The 19,616-nt window shown below is 73.4% G+C and carries 19 protein-coding genes; 13 read left to right on the plus strand and 6 right to left on the minus strand.

All coding sequences use genetic code 11. From position 1 onward, the window contains the following. Positions 1-17: 17 nt before the first annotated feature. From ABD361_RS21820 to ABD361_RS21845, 6 genes are all read left to right on the plus strand, one after another. On the plus strand, positions 18-713 hold the full coding sequence (locus ABD361_RS21820; protein WP_344437155.1) for an HAD family hydrolase: 696 nt from the start codon (positions 18-20) through the stop codon (positions 711-713). 68 nt (positions 714-781) lie between these two features. Next, positions 782-1,825: an aspartate-semialdehyde dehydrogenase gene (locus tag ABD361_RS21825; protein WP_344437156.1), complete on the plus strand. Its 1,044-nt coding sequence runs from the start codon at positions 782-784 to the stop codon at positions 1,823-1,825. Then, complete coding sequence (locus ABD361_RS21830; protein WP_344437158.1) at positions 1,822-2,949, plus strand: amino acid kinase family protein; 1,128 nt, start codon at positions 1,822-1,824, stop codon at positions 2,947-2,949. Before ABD361_RS21825 ends, ABD361_RS21830 begins: the two co-directional genes overlap by 4 nt. Continuing rightward, entirely contained in the window at positions 2,946-3,965 is a 1,020-nt protein-coding gene (locus ABD361_RS21835) for a TauD/TfdA family dioxygenase (protein WP_344437160.1), read from the plus strand. Before ABD361_RS21830 ends, ABD361_RS21835 begins: the two co-directional genes overlap by 4 nt. Before the next feature lie 57 nt (positions 3,966-4,022). Then, positions 4,023-5,204 (plus strand): ATP-grasp domain-containing protein, encoded by a 1,182-nt coding sequence (locus ABD361_RS21840; protein WP_344437161.1) that lies wholly within the window; start codon positions 4,023-4,025, stop codon positions 5,202-5,204. After that, entirely contained in the window at positions 5,201-6,232 is a 1,032-nt protein-coding gene (locus ABD361_RS21845; RefSeq protein ID WP_344437162.1) for an ATP-grasp domain-containing protein, read from the plus strand. The genes ABD361_RS21840 and ABD361_RS21845 overlap by 4 nt, the downstream gene beginning before the upstream one ends. A gap of 51 nt (positions 6,233-6,283) precedes the next feature. On the opposite strand, the gene lysA is transcribed toward ABD361_RS21845, so the two are convergent. Together lysA and ABD361_RS21855 are read right to left on the minus strand one after the other, a co-directional pair. Beyond that, positions 6,284-7,627, minus strand: a complete 1,344-nt coding sequence (gene lysA, locus ABD361_RS21850; RefSeq protein WP_425583291.1) for a diaminopimelate decarboxylase — start codon at positions 7,625-7,627, stop codon at positions 6,284-6,286. 292 nt (positions 7,628-7,919) lie between these two features. Then, positions 7,920-8,327: an SAV_915 family protein gene (locus ABD361_RS21855; RefSeq protein ID WP_344437163.1), complete on the minus strand. Its 408-nt coding sequence runs from the start codon at positions 8,325-8,327 to the stop codon at positions 7,920-7,922. Positions 8,328-8,603: 276 nt separating this feature from the next. On the opposite strand from ABD361_RS21855, the gene ABD361_RS21860 reads away from it, so the two are divergent. Beyond that, a complete protein-coding gene (locus ABD361_RS21860) occupies positions 8,604-10,301 on the plus strand; it encodes an AMP-binding protein (RefSeq protein WP_344437233.1) in 1,698 nt (565 codons plus the stop codon). Beyond that, on the plus strand, positions 10,298-11,959 hold the full coding sequence (locus ABD361_RS21865) for an AMP-binding protein (RefSeq protein WP_344437164.1): 1,662 nt from the start codon (positions 10,298-10,300) through the stop codon (positions 11,957-11,959). The genes ABD361_RS21860 and ABD361_RS21865 overlap by 4 nt, the downstream gene beginning before the upstream one ends. A 310-nt stretch (positions 11,960-12,269) precedes the next feature. Here ABD361_RS21865 and ABD361_RS21870 read toward each other — a convergent pair whose 3' ends face one another. The 4 genes from ABD361_RS21870 to ABD361_RS21885 all read right to left on the minus strand — a co-directional run bounded on the left by ABD361_RS21870 (position 12,270) and on the right by ABD361_RS21885 (position 16,795). Beyond that, positions 12,270-13,037: a hypothetical protein gene (locus tag ABD361_RS21870; RefSeq protein WP_344437165.1), complete on the minus strand. Its 768-nt coding sequence runs from the start codon at positions 13,035-13,037 to the stop codon at positions 12,270-12,272. 182 nt (positions 13,038-13,219) lie between these two features. Beyond that, positions 13,220-14,947, minus strand: coding sequence for a glyoxylate carboligase (gene gcl / locus ABD361_RS21875; protein WP_425583284.1), 1,728 nt, complete (start codon positions 14,945-14,947; stop codon positions 13,220-13,222). Continuing rightward, entirely contained in the window at positions 14,944-15,852 is a 909-nt protein-coding gene (locus ABD361_RS21880; RefSeq protein WP_344437166.1) for a 2-hydroxy-3-oxopropionate reductase, read from the minus strand. Before ABD361_RS21880 ends, gcl begins: the two co-directional genes overlap by 4 nt. Before the next feature lie 169 nt (positions 15,853-16,021). Next, positions 16,022-16,795, minus strand: coding sequence for a TIM barrel protein (locus tag ABD361_RS21885; protein ID WP_344437236.1), 774 nt, complete (start codon positions 16,793-16,795; stop codon positions 16,022-16,024). Positions 16,796-16,923: 128 nt separating this feature from the next. Here ABD361_RS21885 and ABD361_RS21890 point away from each other — a divergent pair, with 128 nt between their 5' ends. From ABD361_RS21890 to pucL, 5 genes are all read left to right on the plus strand, one after another. Continuing rightward, positions 16,924-17,184 carry a hypothetical protein gene (locus tag ABD361_RS21890; protein WP_344437167.1) on the plus strand — a complete coding sequence of 87 codons (261 nt, stop codon included), beginning with the start codon at positions 16,924-16,926 and terminating at the stop codon, positions 17,182-17,184. Positions 17,185-17,240: 56 nt separating this feature from the next. Then, positions 17,241-17,543: a helix-turn-helix domain-containing protein gene (locus tag ABD361_RS21895; RefSeq protein WP_344437237.1), complete on the plus strand. Its 303-nt coding sequence runs from the start codon at positions 17,241-17,243 to the stop codon at positions 17,541-17,543. A gap of 100 nt (positions 17,544-17,643) precedes the next feature. Continuing rightward, positions 17,644-18,177, plus strand: a complete 534-nt coding sequence (gene uraD, locus ABD361_RS21900) for a 2-oxo-4-hydroxy-4-carboxy-5-ureidoimidazoline decarboxylase (RefSeq protein WP_344437168.1) — start codon at positions 17,644-17,646, stop codon at positions 18,175-18,177. Next, the gene (gene uraH / locus ABD361_RS21905) at positions 18,174-18,515 is read left to right on the plus strand and encodes a hydroxyisourate hydrolase (RefSeq protein ID WP_344437169.1); all 342 of its coding nucleotides are present in this window, start codon (positions 18,174-18,176) and stop codon (positions 18,513-18,515) included. Before uraD ends, uraH begins: the two co-directional genes overlap by 4 nt. Positions 18,516-18,519: 4 nt before the next feature. Continuing rightward, positions 18,520-19,422, plus strand: coding sequence for a factor-independent urate hydroxylase (gene pucL, locus ABD361_RS21910; protein WP_344437170.1), 903 nt, complete (start codon positions 18,520-18,522; stop codon positions 19,420-19,422). Positions 19,423-19,616: the final 194 nt, after the last annotated feature.

Raw genomic sequence — 19,616 nt, forward strand, 5'->3', positions numbered from 1 at the left:
CGACCGAAGGAGGCCCCATGGCCGTCAAAGGATGCATGTTCGACTTCTCCAGCACGCTCTTCCACCTGGAGGACGCCGAGACCTGGCTCGGTGCGGTCGCCGCGGACTCGGGGCTCGGCATCGGCGAGGACGACGTGCGCAGGTGGGCGGCACGGCTGCGGGAGTTCGGCGCCGTGCCCGGCGGCCCGGCCCCCACCGCCGCCGGCCCCGAACTCATGCGGCTGTGGCAGGAACGGGACCTCGACGTCGTCCGGCACCGGGCCGCGTACACCGGGCTGCTGCGCGCCGCCGGCCTGCCCTGGCCCGAGCTCGTCGAGCCCCTCTACGAGCGCCACATGACCCCGCCCGCCTGGCAGCCCTACCCCGACACCCTGGAGGTGCTGCGCACGCTGCACGAGCGCGGCGTGCCCGTCGCCGTGGTCAGCAACATCGGCTACGACCTGCGGCCCATCCTGCGCCACCACGGGATGGAGGAGTACGTCGACGCCTTCGTGCTCTCCTTCGAGCACGAGATCCAAAAGCCCGACCCGCGGCTGTTCCGCATCGCCTGCGACCTCCTCGGCCTGGCCGCACCCGACGTCGCCATGGTCGGCGACGACCGCGTCGCCGACGCCGGGGCCGCCGCCCTCGGCTCGCCCGTCCACTTCGTGGACCCCCTGCCCGTCACCGAGCGGCCCGGCGCGCTGCGCGCGGTGCTCGCCCACCTGCTGTGAACGGCGCCGGGCCGCCGGCCCGGCCGAATTCGGAACGAGCCGGAATCGAACGGAAAGACACCACCGTCATGACCCTCACCACCGACGCCCCAGCCCCCCGCATCGCCCTGGTCGGCGCCACCGGCGCCGTCGGCACCGCGCTCATCCGCCTCATCGAGGAGCGCGGCTTCGCCTACCGCGACGTACGCCTGGTCGCCTCACCGCGCTCGGCCGGCCGCGAACTGGAGGTCGACGGCCGCCCCTACCGCGTGGAGGCGCTGGACACCTTCGACTTCTCCACCGTCGACCTCGCCTTCTTCTCCGCCGGCAGTTCCGTCAGTCGCACCTGGGTGCCGAGTGCCGTCGAACAGGGCGCGCTCGTCGTCGACAACACCAACGCCTTCCGGATGGACCCGGCCACCCCCCTGGTCGTTCCGCAGGTCAACGCCCACGAGCTCGGCCGGCGTCCGGACAGCGGCATCATCGCCAACCCCAACTGCTCCACCATCCCGCTCGTCAGGCTGCTGCGGCCGGTCGCCGACCGGTGGGGCATCCGGCAGGTCGTGGTGAGCACCTACCAGGCCGCCTCCGGGCGCGGCCACTCCGGCATCGCCGAGCTGCAGGAGGCCAGCCGCGTCACGCTCGCGGACCCCGCCGCCCAGGCGCCGGCCGAGGAGTTCACCCCCACCCTCGCCTTCAACGTGATCCCCTTCATCGACGAGCTGCTGGAGAGCGGGTTCACGCTGGAGGAGCAGAAGATGCTCCAGGAATCCCGCAAGATCCTCGGCCTGCCCCACCTCGACGTGACCACCACCTGCGTGCGCGTCCCCGTCGTCAACGGCCACTCCGAGGCCGCCTGGGTGGAGTGCAACGACGTCGTCGACCGCGACGAGCTCGTCCGCCTGCTGGCCGCCGAGCCCGAGGTCACCGTCCACGACGCGACCACGCCCGGCGCCTTCCCCACGCCGCGCACCGCCGGCGAGCCCGACCACGTCCACGTCGGTCGCGTCCGCGTCGCCCCGCACAACCCGCGCGGCTTCTGGATGTGGATCGTGGCGGACAACCTGCGCATCGGCGCCGCCCTGAACGCCCTTCAGATCGCCGAGGCCCTCACCGAGCGGGGCGTGCTGTGAGTGCCGCGAAGTCCTCCCGCACGCCCGCCGTGCTGAAGTTCGGCGGCTCCAGCTTCCCCCGCCCCGCCGCCTACGGCGAGCTGGCGAAGGAGCTGGCCGCCCGCGTCGACGCCGAGGGCCGGCCGCTGGCCGTCGTGGTCAGCGCCATGCCCGGCGAGACGGAACTGCTGCGCGCGCGGCTGCACGAGGCCGACCCCCGGCCCACCGGCGACCGCGTCGCCGGCCTGCTCACCCTCGCCGACACCGTCAGCGCCCACCTGCTGGCCGCCGCCCTGAACGCGGCCGGCAGATCCGCCACCGTCCTGGCCGGGCACGAGAACGGGTTCACCACCGACGAGACCTTCATGTGGGCCCGGCTGCAGCACATCGACCCGCAGCCGCTGCGGCGGGCCGCCGCCGCGCACGACGTGGTCGTCGTCCCCGGCGGGCAGGCCGCCGACGGGCGCGGCCGGCCCACCTGGCTGGGCAAGAACAGCTCCGACCTGTCCGCGGTCGCCGTGGCCGTCGCACTGGGCGCCACCCACTGCGAGATCCACTCCGACGTCGAGGGCATCCACACCAGCGACCCCAACCAGGTCACCGGCACCCGTCTGCTGCAGCACGTCTCCTACCGGGACGCCGCCGAGATGTCCCGGCACGGCGCCAAGGTCCTGCACCGGCGGGCCGTGCGCCTGGCCGAACAGCACGGCGTCACCCTCGTCTGCCGCCACAACAAGGCACCCTTCGCGCGCGGCACCGTCATCGGCGCGGGCGGTGCCGGGGCCGACGCGGTCGTCCTCAACCTGCGCTCCGTCGTCCTGGACTTCCCCGATGGGACGGCCGCCGACCTGGCGTTCGACGCCTTCCGCGCCGACGGCGTCGACGCGATCCGGCTCGTGGACGGCCCGCGGGTCGCCGTCATCGGCGGCTACGTGGACCAGGAGGAGGCCCTGCGCCGCCACGGCCTGGCCCCCGGCCGCGTCGTCGGCATCCCCGTCACGCGGATCCGCGGCGGCCGGGCCGCCGTCCACGTCGCCGCCGACGAGGACGCGGCCGTCGCGCTCGCGCGCCGGCTTCACGCCGAACTGCCCCTGTCCACCCCCGATTCCCCGGACCTTCCCCTCCCCGCAGGAGCACGCCCATGACCGTCCACGCACCCGCGGCCGCCGCGGAAGCCACCCTCATCGAGATCGCCCTGCCCGACGACGTGCGCGACGGCCTGGGCGCGGCCCTGGCCGCCGAGGGCGAGCCGACCGCGGACATCGACCGGGCCATGACCCGCTACCTGCAGGTCTTCGCCCAGCTGCCCACCGACACCCTCCAGCGCATCCTCGACTTCGGCCGCCACTGCGACACCCCGGGCGTCGGTTACGTGCGCAACCTGCCCGTCGACGCGCACCTGCCCGCCACCCCGGCGGACGGCCGCCCCAGCCGCGAGAAGACCACCTTCGTCGCCGAGGGCGTGCTGCTGGGCCTGAGCGGCCTGCTAGGAGAGCCCGTCGGCTTCGCCACTGAGAAGGACGGACAACTGGTGCACGACGTCGTGCCGGTCCCGGGCGGCGCCATGACCCAGACCAACCAGGGCTCCTCCGTCTTCCTCAACTTCCACAACGACATCGTCCACGACGCCGGCGGCCGCTACGACCTGGCCAGCCCCGACTTCCTCGTGCTCAGCTGCCTGCGGGCCGACCACGAGGGGGTGGCCGGCACGTACTACGCCGACGCCCGCGACATCTGCCGCGCCGTCGACGCCGAGACCCTGACGGTCCTGCGCAGCCCGCTGTTCCGCATGAACGCCCCCGGCAGCTACGTGCGGGACGTCGCCGGCGGCGTCGACGTGCTCTCCGACCCGGTCCCGATGATCAGCGGCCCGGACGCCTTCCCCGAGGTGTCCGCCGCGGCCAACGGTGTCCACCCGATGACGCAGGAGGCCCGTACGGCCCTCGACCGCCTGCAGGCCGCCTGCCGCCAGGTCGCCCACGAGGTCCTCCTGCGTCCCGGACAGGCGCTGCTGATCAACAACCGCAAGGGCCTGCACGCCCGTTCGCCGTTCACCGCCCGCTACGACGGCCGGGACCGCTGGCTGCAGCGCACCTACGTGCGCCGCAACCAGTGGGACATCCGCCACCGGGCCGTCCCCGGCAGCCGCCGGCTCCACTGAGCCGCGCCCGCACCCCCGACGAAGCCCCTCGCACGCCACAGGAAGAGGCCGACTCCCATGACCAACGTCGCCGTGATCAACTACGGCCCCCGGCTCGACTACCCCGCCATGTTCCCCGACGCGAAGGACCGGCTCCACGTCTTCAGCCACCACGAGCTGAAGAACACCGAGGGCCTGGCCCACTACGAGTACGTCGAGAACTGCGAGACCGTGCCGTACCCGGAGCTGATGATCCGCCGCCTGGCGCGCGAGAAGCCCTTCACGCACATCATCACGGACAACGAGTACGACCTGGAGCGCGTGGCCCGCATGCGCGAGGACCTCGGCCTCCCCGGCCAGTCGTCCGCCAGCGCGCTGTCCTTCCGCGACAAGTCCGTCATGAAGCGCGTCGCCGCGCGCACGGTGCCCACCGCCCGCTTCGCCCGGCTGGAGGTCTTCACCGACCTCACCGACTTCATCGAGGCGACCGGCTACCCGGTGGTCGTCAAGCCCGTCAAGCAGGGCGGCTCGCGCGACATCTCCGTCCTGCGCGGCGACGACGACCTCGTCGCCTTCAGCCGCCGCCCCTGGCGCGAGGACCTCATGGCCGAGGAGTTCGTCGAGGGGCCGATGTACCACGTGGACGCCGTCCTCGGCCCCGGCTACCGCTTCGTGGCCTCCTCCCGCTACCTGCGCAGCTGCCTCGGCGTCTTCTCCGGCGAGAACAACGGCTCCGTGCAGCTGCGGCCGGACGATCCCTTCGCCAAGCGCCTGGAGGAGTACCTCGACCGGGTCCTGGAAGCCTTCGAGGTGCCTGAGGCCAGCGCCTACCACCTGGAGGTCTTCCACACCCCCGGGGACGAACTGGTCTTCTGCGAGATCGCCGCGCGCGTCGGCGGCGACCGCATCCCCGTCCTGACCCGCGCTACCTACGGCGTGGACCTGCACACCGCCGCCCTGCGCCTGTCGAGCGGCCTGCCCGCCGACCCCCCAACGACGGCCGCGCCCGCCGAGGTGCACGGCTCGGTGTCGATCCTCCCGCAGGGCCGGCCGGTGCGCCTGCCCGGCCGGCCGCCGTTCGAGTGGGTGCACCACTACGAGGTCAACGAACAGATCGCGCCCGACGCGGTCACCCTCCACAGCGCCTCGTACCTGTGCTTCGTCACCGTCCGCGGCCGCGACGCCGCCGAGGTGGAGGAGCGGCTCCTGCAGGCCGAGACGTGGCTGATGGAGCACCTGGAAGACCTGCCGAGCGCATGACCACGAGAAAGGCGACCCCCATGGCCTACCGGATCCTCGTCCTGGTGTCCGAGGCGTACAAGTTCAAGCTCGACAACCACTCGATCATCCCCAGCGCCCTGTACCGCGAGGGCCACGACGTTCACATCGGTGACATCGACACCCTCTGCCTGCACGACGGCGTCGTCGTCTGCGACCGCATGCGCGTCTCGCAGGAGTTCGTCGCCGGCGGCGCGTTCCCGCAGCTGAGCGAGTCCTACGCCTCCGCCGAGGACTTCGACCTCGTGTGGGTGCTGGCGGGCACCCACCCCGAAGCCCTCACCGACTACTTCCAGCTCCTGTGGCTGCTCAACCAGCGCGTGCCCTTCGTCAACGACGCCACCGCCCTCTTCTACCTCAACTCGAAGATCAACCTCGGTGCGCTGGTGCCCCGCGAGAACCTGCCGGTGTCGTACGTCTCCAACGACTACGACTTCCTCAACGAGCTCGTCGAGGCCGACCCCGACCGCTCCTGGGTCACCAAGCCCACCAACGGCGGCTGCGGCCAGAACGTCTACGTCGTCAACGAGCGCGACCGCAACCGCTCGGCCCTGCTGGCGTCCGCCACCGGCAACGTCACCTCCCGCTACATCAGCTACGGCCGCGACATCATCGGCATGGCCAAGCGGTACACCGCCATCCAGGAGTACATCCCCAACGTCCGCGAGAACGAGAAGCGCGTGATCCTCGCGGGCGACACCCCGGTCACCGGCTTCCTGCGCTTCCACCGCGAGAACGACAACCGCGCCAACGCCACCGTCGGCGCCCGCTTCGAGCGGCTGACCCTCACCGAGGAGGAGGACGCCTTCCTGCGCCGTCTCGGCAAGCGCATGATGGACCACGGCATCTTCTACGTCGGCATCGATCTGGCCTACCCCTATGTGATCGAGGTCAACATGGAGAACCCCGGCGGCCTGAACTACCACCGGCGCGCCACCGGCGAGGACCTGTCCTCCGAGGCCGTCAACGCCGTCCTGGCCTCCCTGCGCGCGGCGGGCAAGATCTCCTGACCCGCCCCGGGCCGGCCACCTCTCCGGCCGGTCCGGGCCCGGTCCCGGCCCTCACTCCCCGACGTCGCGGCTGCGCAGGTCGGCCGGTGTCTCGCGGCGGACGAGCAGGCGGGCGCGGCCGTCCGCGACCGCGACGACCGGGGGCCGGCCGACGAGGTTGTACGCCGAGGCCATCGACACCTGGTACGCGCCCGACGCCGGTACCGCGAGCACGTCGCCGGGGCGTACGTCCCGCGGCAGTTCCACGCCCTCGGCCAGCACGTCGCCCGCCTCGCAGTGCCGGCCCACCACGGTCACCGGGCGCGTGGGCTGTGCCGGGGCGCGGCCCACCAGCCGTACGGTGTAGCGCACCCCGTACAGCGCCGGGCGCGGGTTGTCGCTCATGCCGCCGTCGACGGCGACGAAGGTGCGGGCGCCGGTGTGCTTGACGGCGACGACGCGGTAGAGCGCCACTCCGGCGGGCCCGGCGATCCAGCGTCCCGGCTCCACCGTCAGCCGGGGCACCGGCAGGTCGGCGTGGGCGCAGCGCAGCGCCAGCTCGGCGGTGACGCGGGTGGCGTAGGCGACCGGGTCCAGGGCGCTTTCGCCCTCGCGGTAGGCGATGCCGAAGCCGCCGCCGAGGTCGAGCTCGGGGAACGTGACGCCGTGGTGGTCGCGGATGCGCGCGAGCACGTCGACCAGGCGGCGCACGGCGTCGACGTAGGGGCCGGTCGAGGTGATCTGGGAGCCGAGGTGGCAGTGCAGTCCGGTGAGTTCCAGCCGCGGTTGGCCCAGGATCCGCGCCACCGCCTCCTCCGCCTCGCCGCCCGCGACCGGCAGCCCGAATTTCTGTCCCTCCACCCCCGTGCGTACGGCCGCGTGCGCGCCCGCGGCCACCCCGGGCACCACGCGCAGCAGTACGCGCTGGCGCGTTCCGGCCGGTACCAGCGCGGCCAGCCGGGCCACTTCGCCGGCGCTGTCGAGGACGATGCGTCCCACGCCCAGCCGCAGGGCGGCGCGCAGGTCGGCCGGGCTCTTGGCGTTGCCGTGCAGGACGATCCGCTCGGCGGGGAAGCCGGCGTGGGCGGCGAGGTCCAGCTCGCCGGCCGAGCACACGTCGAGCAGGAGGCCCTCCTCCTCGACCCAGCGGATCATGGCGCGGGACAGGAACGCCTTGCCGGCGTACGCGACGTCCGCGTCCGGCAGCGCCGCCCGCCAGGCCCGGGCCCTGGCCCGCACCTCCGCCTCGTCGATCACGTAGACCGGGGTGCCGAAGCGGTCGGCGAGCTCGGCCAGACCGACGCCGCCGACGGCCGGATCGCCGGGGGAGAGGAGGGTGGTGGAGGCGGGCCACACCGGCGCGGGCGTCCCGGGCAGGGGCGGCAACGGCGGCAGGGCGGCGGGGGACAGGGGCAGGGTCACGTCAAGGACTCCAGGGGCACGAAGAATGAACGGCGAGCGCCCGCGGCACGGGGGCGCGGGGGCTTCGAGGCATGTCCGGCGCTCTTCGGCACGTGGCCACCACGGCGCCCCGAAGGGGCGCGGGGAACTGCGCGATCGGCCCGCGACGGCCCGCAGCTGACACACCGCCCCGAGGCCCGGGCGATCTGCGGGCGCGTCGTGGCTGGTCGCGCCCACGCGGCGGCAGCCGCAGATCGGCACCGCCCCGCGCCCCTGACGGGGCACTGGACGATCCGCCGGACACGGCCTACGCGGGCAGGGCCGGCAGGGAGGGTGCGGTGTCCTCCGGCGGCAACGGCCGTACCGGGGGAGCGCTCAGCTGCGGGTCCACCGAGACCTCGCGGACGCCCAGCGGCGCGGCCAGCGCCCGGACGGCCGGCAGGGACAGACGGACGGCGGCCACGCCGGGCCCCAGACAGTCCGACAGCCGCCGCCTGCTGCTGAAGGCGACGGCTGTCCGGGTGCCGAGGGGAGTGCGGAAGACGCGGAGGGCGAAGCCCCAGGGGCAGGGCCTGACGGGCACGTACAGGGGCTTCGCCGGGCCGGGATGGGAGGGTTCCCCGTCCTCGCCGGCGCGGCCGGCGGGGCCCTGCGGGGTGTCGGTGCCGGCGGCGGCCGCGGCGACGGCGGCGGCCTCGGCCGGGGTACGGCTCACATGCATGACGTTCCTCGGGAGAACAGTCGGAGGATCGGTCGGTTCGTCGGTCACGGTATGCCCGTTCCCGGCGCGGTCGTACGCCGCTTTGACAGCACATTGACCCTGCCCGGCCGTCCCTTGACGCGTCGCTGACGCCGCCCGCGGTCCGGGCCCGGTGCCTGCCCGGGCGGGAAACCACTCCCCCCGGGTCTGGTCCGCGGGCGATCACCGGCGCACGATGCTGGAGTGCGGGCCCGACCGGGTGCCCGGCGACAGGGAGGACATGTGACGGCAATGAACGCGACCGGCGCCCCGGGCCCGGCGGACGCACCGGCCCCGGCCGGGTTCCGGGCGGCGCGGGACTTCCTGCTCGCCCACCGCGAGGACTGGGCGGCGGCGTACGAGGGCTTCGCCTGGCCCCGGCCCGCGCACTTCAACTGGGCCCTGGACTGGTTCGACGCGATCGCCCGCGGCAACGACCGCACGGCGCTGTGGATCGTGGAGGAGGACGGCGGCGAGGAGCGCATCTCCTTCGACGCGCTGCGCCGCCGCTCCGACCGCGTCGCGAACCGGCTGCGCGCACACGGCGTACGGGCCGGGGAGCGCATCGTGGTGATGCTCGGCAACCAGGCCGAGCTGTGGGAGACGGCGCTGGCGGCGATGAAGCTGCGTGCCGTCGTCATCCCCGCCACCCCGCTGCTGGGCCCGGCCGACCTGGCCGACCGCATCGGGCGCGGCGGCGCCCGGCACGTGGTCGTGCGGGCGCAGGACACCGCCAAGTTCGCAGGTCTCACCGGTGACTTCACCCGCATCGCCGTCGGGGGAGCGCCCGAGGGCTGGATCTCCTACGAGGAGCCGGCCGGGGACGAGGAGGACTTCACCCCGGACGGGCCCACCCGGGCCGACGACCCCCTCCTGCTGTACTTCACCTCCGGCACCACTGCCCGCCCCAAGCTCGTCGAGCACACCCACACCTCGTACCCCATCGGCCACTTGGCCACCATGTACTGGATCGGGCTGCGCCCCGGTGACGTCCACCTCAACATCTCCTCGCCCGGCTGGGCCAAGCACGCCTGGTCCAATCTCTTCGCGCCCTGGAACGCCGAGGCCACCGTCTTCGTCCACAACTACACCCGCTTCGACGCCGCCCGCCTCATGGCGGAGATGGACCGCTGCGGGGTGACGAGCTTCTGCGCCCCGCCCACCGTGTGGCGCATGCTCATCCAGGCGGACCTGCGCGCCCTGCGCACCCCGCCGCGCGAGGCCGTGGCCGCGGGAGAGCCGCTCAACCCCGAGGTCGTCGAGGCCGTACGGCGCGCCTGGGGGGTGACCGTCCGCGACGGTTTCGGGCAGACGGAGACGTGCGTGCAGATCGCCAACCCGCCCGGGCAGCGCCTGAAGCCCGGTTCCATGGGCCGCCCGAGCCCCGGCTACCGGGTCGTCCTGCTGGACCCGCACACCGGGCGGCCGGCCGGCGAAGGGGAGATCGCCCTCGACCTGGGCGAGCGGCCGGTGGGCCTGATGACCGGCTACGCGGGCGACCCGGAGCGCACCGCCGAGGTCATGGCGGACGGCTACTACCGGACCGGCGACATCGGCGCCCGGGACGAGGACGGATACATCACCTACATCGGGCGGGCCGACGACGTCTTCAAATCCAGCGACTACAAGATCAGCCCCTTCGAGCTGGAGAGCGCCCTGCTGGAGCACGAGGCCGTGGCCGAGGCCGCCGTCGTGCCCGCCCCCGACCCGCTGCGGCTGTCGGTGCCCAAGGCGTACGTCGTCCTGGCCGAGGGCTGGGAGCCGGGGCCGGAGGCGGCCAAGGTCCTCTTCGCCCACTCGCGGGCCGTGCTCGCCCCGTACAAGCGCGTGCGGCGCCTGGAGTTCGCCGACCTGCCCAAGACCGTCTCCGGCAAGATCCGCCGCATCGAGCTGCGCGAGCGCACCGCGCGCGGCGAGGGAACCGAGTACCGCGAGGAGGACCACCGGTGAGCAGCACCTTGTCCGCGCACACGCCCGCGCATACGGCAGGCCCCACCGACACCCCGCTCCTGGAGGAGACCATCGGGGCGAACCTCGCCCGTACCGTCGCCCGCTTCGGCGACCGGGACGCGCTCGTCGACGTCGGCGGCGGGCGCCGCTGGACGTACGCCGAGTTCGGCCGGGCCGTGGAGGAGGTCGCCCTCGGACTGCTCGCCAAGGGGGTGGCCAAGGGCGAGCGGGTCGGCATCTGGGCCGTCAACTGCCCCGAGTGGGTCCTGATCCAGTACGCCACCGCCCGCATCGGCGCCGTCATGGTCAACGTCAACCCGGCCTACCGCGTGCACGAACTGGGGTACGTGCTGCGGCAGGCGGGCGTCGGCGTGCTCGTCGCCTCCACCGCGTACAAGACGAGCGACTACCGGCACATGACCGGGCAGGTGCGCGGCGACTGCCCCGGGCTGCGCGACGTCGTCTTCATCGGCGACTCCACCTGGGACGAACTGGTGGAGCTCGGCCGCGGCACCGACCCGGCCCTGCTCGCCGCTCGCGAGGCCACGCTGAGCTGCCACGACGCGATCAACATCCAGTACACCTCGGGCACCACCGGCTTCCCCAAGGGCGCCACCCTCTCGCACCGCAACATCCTCAACAACGGCCACCTGGTCGGGGAGGGTCTCGGCTACGGCGAGGAGGACCGCATCGCCCTGCCCGTGCCCTTCTACCACTGCTTCGGCATGGTCATGGGCAATCTCGCCGCCACCTCGCACGGCGCCTGCATCGTCATCCCGGCGCCCGTCTTCGACGCCACCGCCACCCTGCACGCGGTCGAACGCGAGCGCTGCACCTCGCTGTACGGGGTGCCGACGATGTTCATCGCCGAGCTGGGCCTGCCGGACTTCGCCACCTACGACCTGTCCTCCCTGCGCACGGGCATCATGGCCGGCTCGCCCTGCCCGTCGGAGGTGATGAAGCGGGTGGTCGCCGAGATGCACATGGCCGAGGTCGCCATCTGCTACGGCATGACGGAGACCTCCCCGGTCTCCACCCAGACCCGGCGCGACGACGACCTCGAACGCCGCACCGGCACGGTGGGTCTCGTCCTGCCGCACACCGAGGTGAAGATCACCGACCCGGTGACCGGCGCCACGGTGGGCCGGGGCGAGCCGGGCGAGCTGTGCACCCGCGGCCACGGGGTGATGCTCGGCTACTGGGACGACCCCGCGCGCACGGCCGAGGTCGTCGACGCCGAGGGCTGGATGCACACCGGCGACCTCGCCGAGATGGACGAGGACGGCTACGTGCGCATCGTGGGCCGCATCAAGGACATGATCATCAGGGGCGGGGAGAACGTCTACCCGCGCGAGATCGAGGAGTTCCTGCACACCCACCCGAAGATCGCCGACGTTCAGGTCGTCGGGGTCCCCGACGCCAAGTACGGGGAGGAGATCATGGCCTGCGTCGTCCTGCGGGATCCGGCCGACCCCCTCACGCGCGAGGAGCTCGCCGCCTACTGCGACGGCCGGCTCGCGCACTACAAGGTGCCGCGCCACCTGAGGGTGATGGACGCCTTCCCCATGACCGTCAGCGGCAAGGTGCGCAAGGTCGAGCTGCGGGAGCAGGGCGCGGCCCTGCTGGGCGGGACGGACCCGGCGGCCGCGGGCGGCTAGGGCCGGCACGGGCCGGGGGCGGTGGGCCGGCCCTTCACGGGCCCTGCCCCACCGCCCCCGGTTCCCCCGTCGAACTCTTCCTCGTTCCCCCCGTTGTCCCCCGTTCCCTCCTGCGTTTCCCCCGTTGGTTCCCCCGTGCTCCCCCGTTGGACGGGCCCGCGGTCCCCCGTGGCTCGCGGGCCCTGCGTCCAGTCTCCGCCTCGGCTCGCCCAACTGGCCATGGGGGAAGGGCAGTTCAGAGCAAGAATTGAGGTTTCACGCAGCGTGGGGGACCCGGTGGTACCCAGGGGGCGCCAAGGGCTCGCGCGCCTCAGGGGCGGCCCGTGCGCAGCAGGTCGTCCGCCCAGTCGTTCAGGGCCTGCGGAGCCCCGGTGAGGTCCATCACGAACAGCGGAAGGCGCAGGTCGTCCGCCCGGCACCGGGCGTCCCGGGCGTAGCCGGCGAGCGAGAAGCAGATGCCGATCACGTCCTCCATGAGACTGCGCAGCCACAGGCACTCCACGTCACGCAGCGTGGTGGGCAGGGTCGTGGGGTCGATCCGGGCGATCACCCGCGAGCCGCGGAGGTTCACCCCGGAGGCGGTGGGAGCCGCGCGGACGCCGGGCCGGCGCACGTCCGTGAAGCCGAGCCAGCGCAGGTAGCGCTCGGCCGACATGACCGCATCGCGCTCGGTGCGGATGGGCACCGGGCGGAACGGCCCGGCAGCCCGCGGCCGCTGCCGCTCCCGGCCGGCCGCAGACCGGGGCGCGCCCTGCTCGGCGGCTCCCCGCTCCGCCGCGCCCGCCTCCGGCGCACCCGGCTCGGCGGCGTTCGCGCGGGGCGGTACGACGGGCAGGCGGACCACGGTGCCGCAGGCGCAGCCCAGTTCCGGCCGCGGCCACTGGCCCTGCCGGTCGCACGAGGGGCAGCGCACCGCGACCCAGGAGTCGCGCCAGCTGCGGTGGGCCAGTAACTCCGGCGTCGCGTCGGCCGGCACGGGCAGGGTCAGCGGCGCTCCACAGGCGCAGGGGAAGGTCGGTGGGGTGAAGGAGTGCTCCCGGTGGCACGTGGGGCAGTGCACCGGCACGCTCTTGGCCATCTTCGGCTCCAGCGAAGGGTCCTAGGGGAAGTGGGGATCCCCATCGTCCACGATGCGGGGGCGGCCGGGGAGCGAATCGGCAAGGCAGGGCGGCTCATGTGCTCCGGACGGCGGCGCCGGGCGCGACCGGTCTTCTGTCGTGCGCCGCCGCCCGGAGGTTTCCGGGGCCACAGGGGCTCATGTCACGGAAGTGGCTCGAACTCCCGCACGGAATCGATGTTCGAGCCGTGCGGGGTGTTCGCCTCCCGGTCGATCATGATTTCGACGAGGACGGGCCGCGAGGTCGCCACCGCCTCCTTGCGGGCCCACTCGACGGCCGGCCGGATCTCCTCGGGCGTCTCCACCCGGCGCCCGGCGCACCCGTACGCGGCCATCAGCGCCACGTTGTCGGTGCCCCGCTCGTCGTAGTGCACGTCGACTTGATAGTTCATGCGATAGCCGACGGACGCCTGCCGGATCAGGCCCAGGTACTCGTTGTTGAGCATGATCAGGACGAACGGGATGTCGTACTGGGCCGCCACCGCCAGCTCCTCCACCGTGTACTGGAAGCCGTAGTCGCCGACGATCCCCACCACCTCCGTGGCGCCCCGCCCCATGCCGCGCAGCGCCGTCTTCACCCCGATGGCCGCCGGCACCTCCCAGCCCAGCGGTCCGGCCTGCCCGCACACCTGGTAGTGGCGCGGCCGGTGGGCCCTTTGGTGCTGACCGCCCCAGATCTGGTACAGGCCGATGGCGGTCACGAAGTACGTGTCCTCGCCGAACGCCTCGTTGATCTCCTTGTAGACACGCGGTGCCTTCACGGGCACACCCGCGAAGTCCTCCCGGCGGGTCAGGGTGCCCTTCAGGTGCCGGCACCGCTCCCGCCACGCCCGCCACCCCGCGCCCTCCCGTACGCCCCGGCGCTCGGCCGCCTCGAGCAGCGCGGCGAGGAACAGCCGGGCGTCCGAGACGATGCCGAGGTCCGGCTCGACGACCCGGCCCAGCTGGCCGGGGTCCACGTCGACGTGCACGAACGTGCGCCGCCCCCGGTAGACCGCGAGGTCCTCACCGGTGTGCCGGTCACCGAAGCGGGCGCCCACCGCGAGCACGAAGTCCGACTCCAGGAAGGAGGCGTTGGCATAGCGCTGGGACGTCTGGATGCCGGTGGTGCCCATGTTCAGCTCGTGGTCGTCCTCGATGACGCCCTTGCCCATCAACGTCACCTGGAACGGCACCCGCAGACGCTCCACCAGCGCCCGCAGCTCCGCCGCCGCCTCGGCCAGCACCACCCCGCCGCCCGCCAGCACCAGCGGCCGCTCGGCCGCCAGCAGCATCTCCAGTGCCGCCTCCACCCTCGGGGGGTGCGGGGCCGCCGTCCGTACGGGCAGCGGGGCGTCCAGGCCCGCGTCGTAGCGGATCTCCCGCCGCGCCACGTCCAACGGAATGTCGACCAGGACGGGCCCGGGGCGCCCCTCCCGCGCGACGCGGAACGCCTCCCGGAAGGCCCACGGGATCTGCGCCGCCTCCTTGACCTGCACGGCCCACTTGGTCACCGGCCGTACCACCGCGGTGATGTCCACCGCCTGGAACGCCTCCTGGTGCAGCTTGCCGGAGACCGCCTGACCGGTGACGCACACCATCGGAACCGAGTCCGCGAAGGCGGTGTACAGACCGGTCACCAGATTGGTGGCACCCGGACCGGACGTCGCCAGCGCCACCCCGACCCGGCCGTTCGTCCGCGCCCAGCCGTCGGCCATGTGGGCGGCCCCCGCCTCATGACGGACGATCAGGTGAGCGATCCGCCCGTCCACCTCCATGGCCTTGTACAGCGGCAGGATCGCCGCGCCGGGACAGCCGAAAACCACGTCCACGCCCTCGTCGCGCAGGATGTGCACGGCAGCTGCCATCGCCGGGACGACCGGCACGCTCACGACGCCTCCCCCTTCGGCGTGAGGCCCGAGAGCCGCTCCACGCCCCGCAGCAGGGCGGAATGGTCGAGCCCCCCGTCGCCCTGCGCCCGCGCCGCCGCCACCAGCGCCGCCACCAGGCCCCCCAGCGGCAGCGCCGCGCCCACCTCGCGGGCGGCCGCCAGGACGATGCCCATGTCCTTGTGGTGCAGGTCGATCCGGAACCCCGGCGGATAGGTGCGCGAAAGGAAGTTCTCCCGCTTGCGGGACAGGACGGCGGACGAGGCCAGACCACCGCCCAGCACGTCCAGGGCCGCGACCAGGTCCACCCCCGACTTCTCCAGCAGCACCACGGCCTCCGCACAGGCCTGCAAGGTGGCGGCCACGACCAGCTGATTGGCGGCCTTGACGGTCTGGCCGGTGCCGTGCGGGCCGCAGTGGGTGACCGTCGTGCCGAGGGCACGCAGCAGCGGCAGGGCCGCGGCGACGTCGTCGGCCTCCCCGCCGGCCATGACCGACAGCGTCCCCTCGACCGCCCCCGCCTCCCCGCCCGACACCGGCGCGTCCAGCACCCGTACGCCGCGCGGGGCGGCGGCTCGGGCGAGGGCCACGGCGGTGCCGGGGGAGACGGTCGACATGTCGATGAGCAGCGCGCCGCGGCGGGCGTGCTCCAGCACGCCGCCGTCGCCGAGGACGACGGCCCGCACTTCGGCGTCGGCGGGCAGCATCGTGACCACCACCTCCGCGCCGGAGACGGCCTCCGCCACGGAGGCGGCGGGAACGCCGCCACGGGCGGCGAGACGGTCGAGCTTGTGCGGTTCGAGGGTGTGGCCGGTGACGTGGTAGCCGGCGGCGAGCAGGTTCTCGGCCATGGGGGAGCCCATGATGCCGAGGCCTATCCAGGCGACGGAGCGTTTTGCGGGGGCCATGCGGTGTCCTTTCGGTGGGTTGTGGTGCCCCGGTCCCGCCCTTTCGCCGTTTCCCGGGGCTGCGCCCCGGACCCCCGGGGCGGTTGCTGCCCGGTGGGCCGGTTTGTGCCCACCCGTTCCGCCCAGCGGAACGCCTGCCCACAAACCGGCGGCAGGGGGTACGAGGCGCTCAGCGTCGCAGCCACGTGAAGCGGTCTGCGGGGGCGGCGCGGTATTCGAGGCCGATCCAGCCGCCGTAGCCCGCCTTCGCCAGCCGCGCGAAGACGTCGGGGAAGTCCAGCGAGCCGGACCCCGGCGCCCCGCGCCCCGGCGCGTCCGCGATCTGGACGTGGCCGGCTCGTGCCGCGTGGAGGGCGATGGTCTCCGCGAGGTCCTCGCCCTGCACCGCCAGGTGGTACAGGTCGAGGAGCAGTCGCGCGTTGTCCAGTCCGGTCACGGCGTTCACGGTCTCGGCGAGCCGGGCGGCCCGCGCCGACGACGTGATCGGGTAGTGCGGCGATTCGGCCGCGTTGAGGGCCTCGATGAGCAGCACGGCCCCGACGTCGGCCGCGGCCCGCGCGGCGAGCGCGAGGTTTTCCAGGGCGAGTTCGTCCTGGTGGCGCGGGTCGGCCCCGTCGGCCCGGTTGCCGTACAGGGCGTTGAGGGCCCGGCATCCCAGGGCGCCGGCGAAGGCGGTGGCGACGGCGGTGTTGGCGCGGAAGCGTGCGGACTCCTCGCCGGGTACCGAGGCGGCGCCCCGGTCGGGCCCGGGCAGGTGGCCCGCGTAGAAGTTGAGCGCGACCAGCTGCGTACCGGCGCGTTTCAACGCCGACGCGAGTGCGTCGAGTTCGTCGCGGTCCGGTACGGGCGTGCCGGGCCAGGGCCACCACATCTCCACGGCCGTGAAGCCGGCCGCCGCGGCGGCCGCGGGGCGGTCCAGCAGGGGGAGTTCGGTGAAGAGCATCGAGAGGTTCACCGCGAAGCGGTCCACCGGAAGCCACCTCCTTCCGTTATGCGGAAAGAAACTTCCAAAGCGTGAGGCGTGTCTGCAGGCTGCCGCTGCCCCGCAGCCCTGTCAAGTACCGTGAACCCGTGCGACTGAGACTGGAGTTCACGACCGAGCCCTTCGATCTCGACGAGCCCCCGCCGCACGCCGTCGCCGCCCGCGACGCCGTGCAGCGCGCCGCGCTGGACGCGGTCGAGATCGGCCCGTTCGGCAACACCGTCGAGGGCGGCGCCGAGGGCGTCCTCGGGGCGTTGGACACGCTGCTGCGCGAGGCCCTGCAGGCCGGTGCCACGCGGGTGTCGCTGCAGGTCAACGTCATCAACGGGGAAGAGGCGGGCGGCCGTTGAGCGAGCATCCCTTCCGGTCGGCCCTGCGTCCCCTCGTCGACGCGCTGGGCGGGGACATGCTGGCGCCGGAGGAGGCCGGCGAGGACGACGTGGTGCTCTCCTGGGAGGGCCGTGAGGTCGTGGCCGTGCGGTTGCCGCACCTGTCGGCCTCGCTCGGCGGGATACTCGCCGAGCTGGAGCGCCGGTACGGCGGGCCGCTGGCGGAACTGGACCGTGCCACCAAGCAGGTGGTCGTGCGGAGCCTGGAGGCGCGCGGCGCCTTCGCGCTGCGGCACGGGGTGGAGACCGTGGCCGCCGCGCTCGGGGTGAGCCGCTTCACCATCTACAACTACCTCAACCGCCAACGGGCGGCCGAATGACCGGGGTTTATTCAACAAACTGTTGACGCAACCTCCCGGAGGGCGTTAGCTGTCCGCACGCTCGTCCGACGCGCCACGGAGGTCTGCGGAGGTCTGCACCGTGACTGCGAGTTCGCCGCCGGGCCTGGCCCGGTTCAACGCGGCCGGGCAGGACGCCGCCCGCGCCGCCCTGCACGAGATCTGCACCAGCACCGCCTGGGCCGACGACGTCCTCGCCGGCCGCCCGTACCACGACGCCGAGGAGCTGCTGACCGCCAGCGACGCGGCCGTCGCCCGGCTCGGCGAGGCCGCTCTGGCCGAGGCCATGGCCGGGCATCCGCCGATCGGCCGGCCCCGGCCCGGCGACGCCGTCTCCGCGCGGGAACAGCGCGGCATGGCGGACGCCCCGGCCGCCCTGCGGGCCGAGGTGGCCGCCCTCAACCTCGCCTACCAGGAGCGTTTCGGGCACGTCTTCCTGATCTGCGCCACCGGCCTGACGGCCGAGCAGTTGCGCGACGCGCTGCGCCGGCGCCTGGGCAACACCGCCGAGCGCGAGCGGGAGGTCCTGCGCGGCGAACTGGCCGGCATCAACCGCCTCAGGCTGGCCCGCCTGGCCGTGCAGGCACCCGCTGGGGAAGGGACGGCACGACCATGACCGCACAGCCGGCGACGACCACCGTCTCCACCCACGTCCTGGACACCGCCGCCGGCCGCCCGGCCGCCGGTCTCGGGGTGGAGCTGAGCGCCCTGTGCGCCGGCCGCTGGACCCCGGCCGGATCCGCCACGACCGACGACGACGGGCGCTGCACGGGCCTCGCGCCCCTGCCGCCCGGCGCCACCGCCGCCCGGCTGCGCTTCGACGTGGCGGCCCGCCGTGCGGGTGCGGCCTTCTTCCCCGAGGTGACGGTGACCTTCGTCGTCGCACCGGGCGAGCACCACCACGTACCCCTGCTGCTCAGCCCGTTCGGATACTCCGTCTACCGAGGGAGCTAGCACCGTGATCCTGGGCCAGAACCAGTACGGCAAGGCCGAGACCCGCGTCGTGCGCATCACCCGCGACGGCCCCACCCACCACATCAAGGACCTCACCGTCTCGGTCGCCCTCTCCGGGGACATGGCCGACGTCCACCTCTCGGGGTCCAATGCCAACGTCCTGACCACCGACACCACCAAGAACACCGTCTTCGCCTTCGCCAAGGAGCACGGCATCGCCTCCGCCGAGCAGTTCGGCATCCGGCTGGCCCGGCACTTCGTCACCAACCACGACCCCATCACCAGAGCGCGCATCCGCATCGAGGAGCACACCTGGGGCCGCATCCCCACCCCCGGCCCGAAACGCCACTCCTTCGTGCGCGGCCGCCAGGAGACGCGCACGGCGCAGGTCACCCACGACGACGGCGGCTGGGAGGTCCTCACGGGGCTCAAGCACCTGACCGTCCTGAACTCCACCGACTCCGAGTTCACCGGCTACGCCAAGGACCGCTACACCACCCTGCCCGAGACCCGGGACCGCGTCCTGGCCACCGAGGTCCACGCGGTCTGGCGGCACGCCGCCGCGCCCGGCACCGCGGAACCGGACCCCGCCACCCCCTGGGACGGCTCCTACGAGCGGATCCGCGAGCACCTCCTGCAGGCCTTCGCCACCACCTACTCGCTCTCCCTGCAGCAGACGCTCTACCGGATGGGGGAGCGCGTGCTGCAGGAGTGCCCCGGCATCGACGAGATCCGGCTGTCCCTGCCCAACAAGCACCACTTCCTCGTCGACCTCGAACCCTTCGGCCTGAAGAACGACCACGAGGTCTACTACGCCGCCGACCGCCCGTACGGGCTCATCGAGGCCACCGTCCTGCGCGACGGCGCCCGGCCGCGCATACCGGTCGACGTGACCAACCTGCCCTAGGGCGTGTCCGGCGGATCGTGCAGCGCCCCGTACGTGCTACCCCGGGAGCCGGACGAAGCACGGCACTCCGTCTGCGGGCGCGTCGTGGCTCGTCGCGCCCGCGCGGCGGAGCCGCAGATCGACGCTCCCCGCGCCCCTACGGGGCACCGTGATACCGCGTGACGAAGATCCGCCGGACAGGCCCTGGCCCGCCC

The sequence above is a fragment of the Streptomyces luteosporeus genome (assembly GCF_039532865.1).
Lineage (GTDB): Bacteria > Actinomycetota > Actinomycetes > Streptomycetales > Streptomycetaceae > Streptomyces > Streptomyces luteosporeus.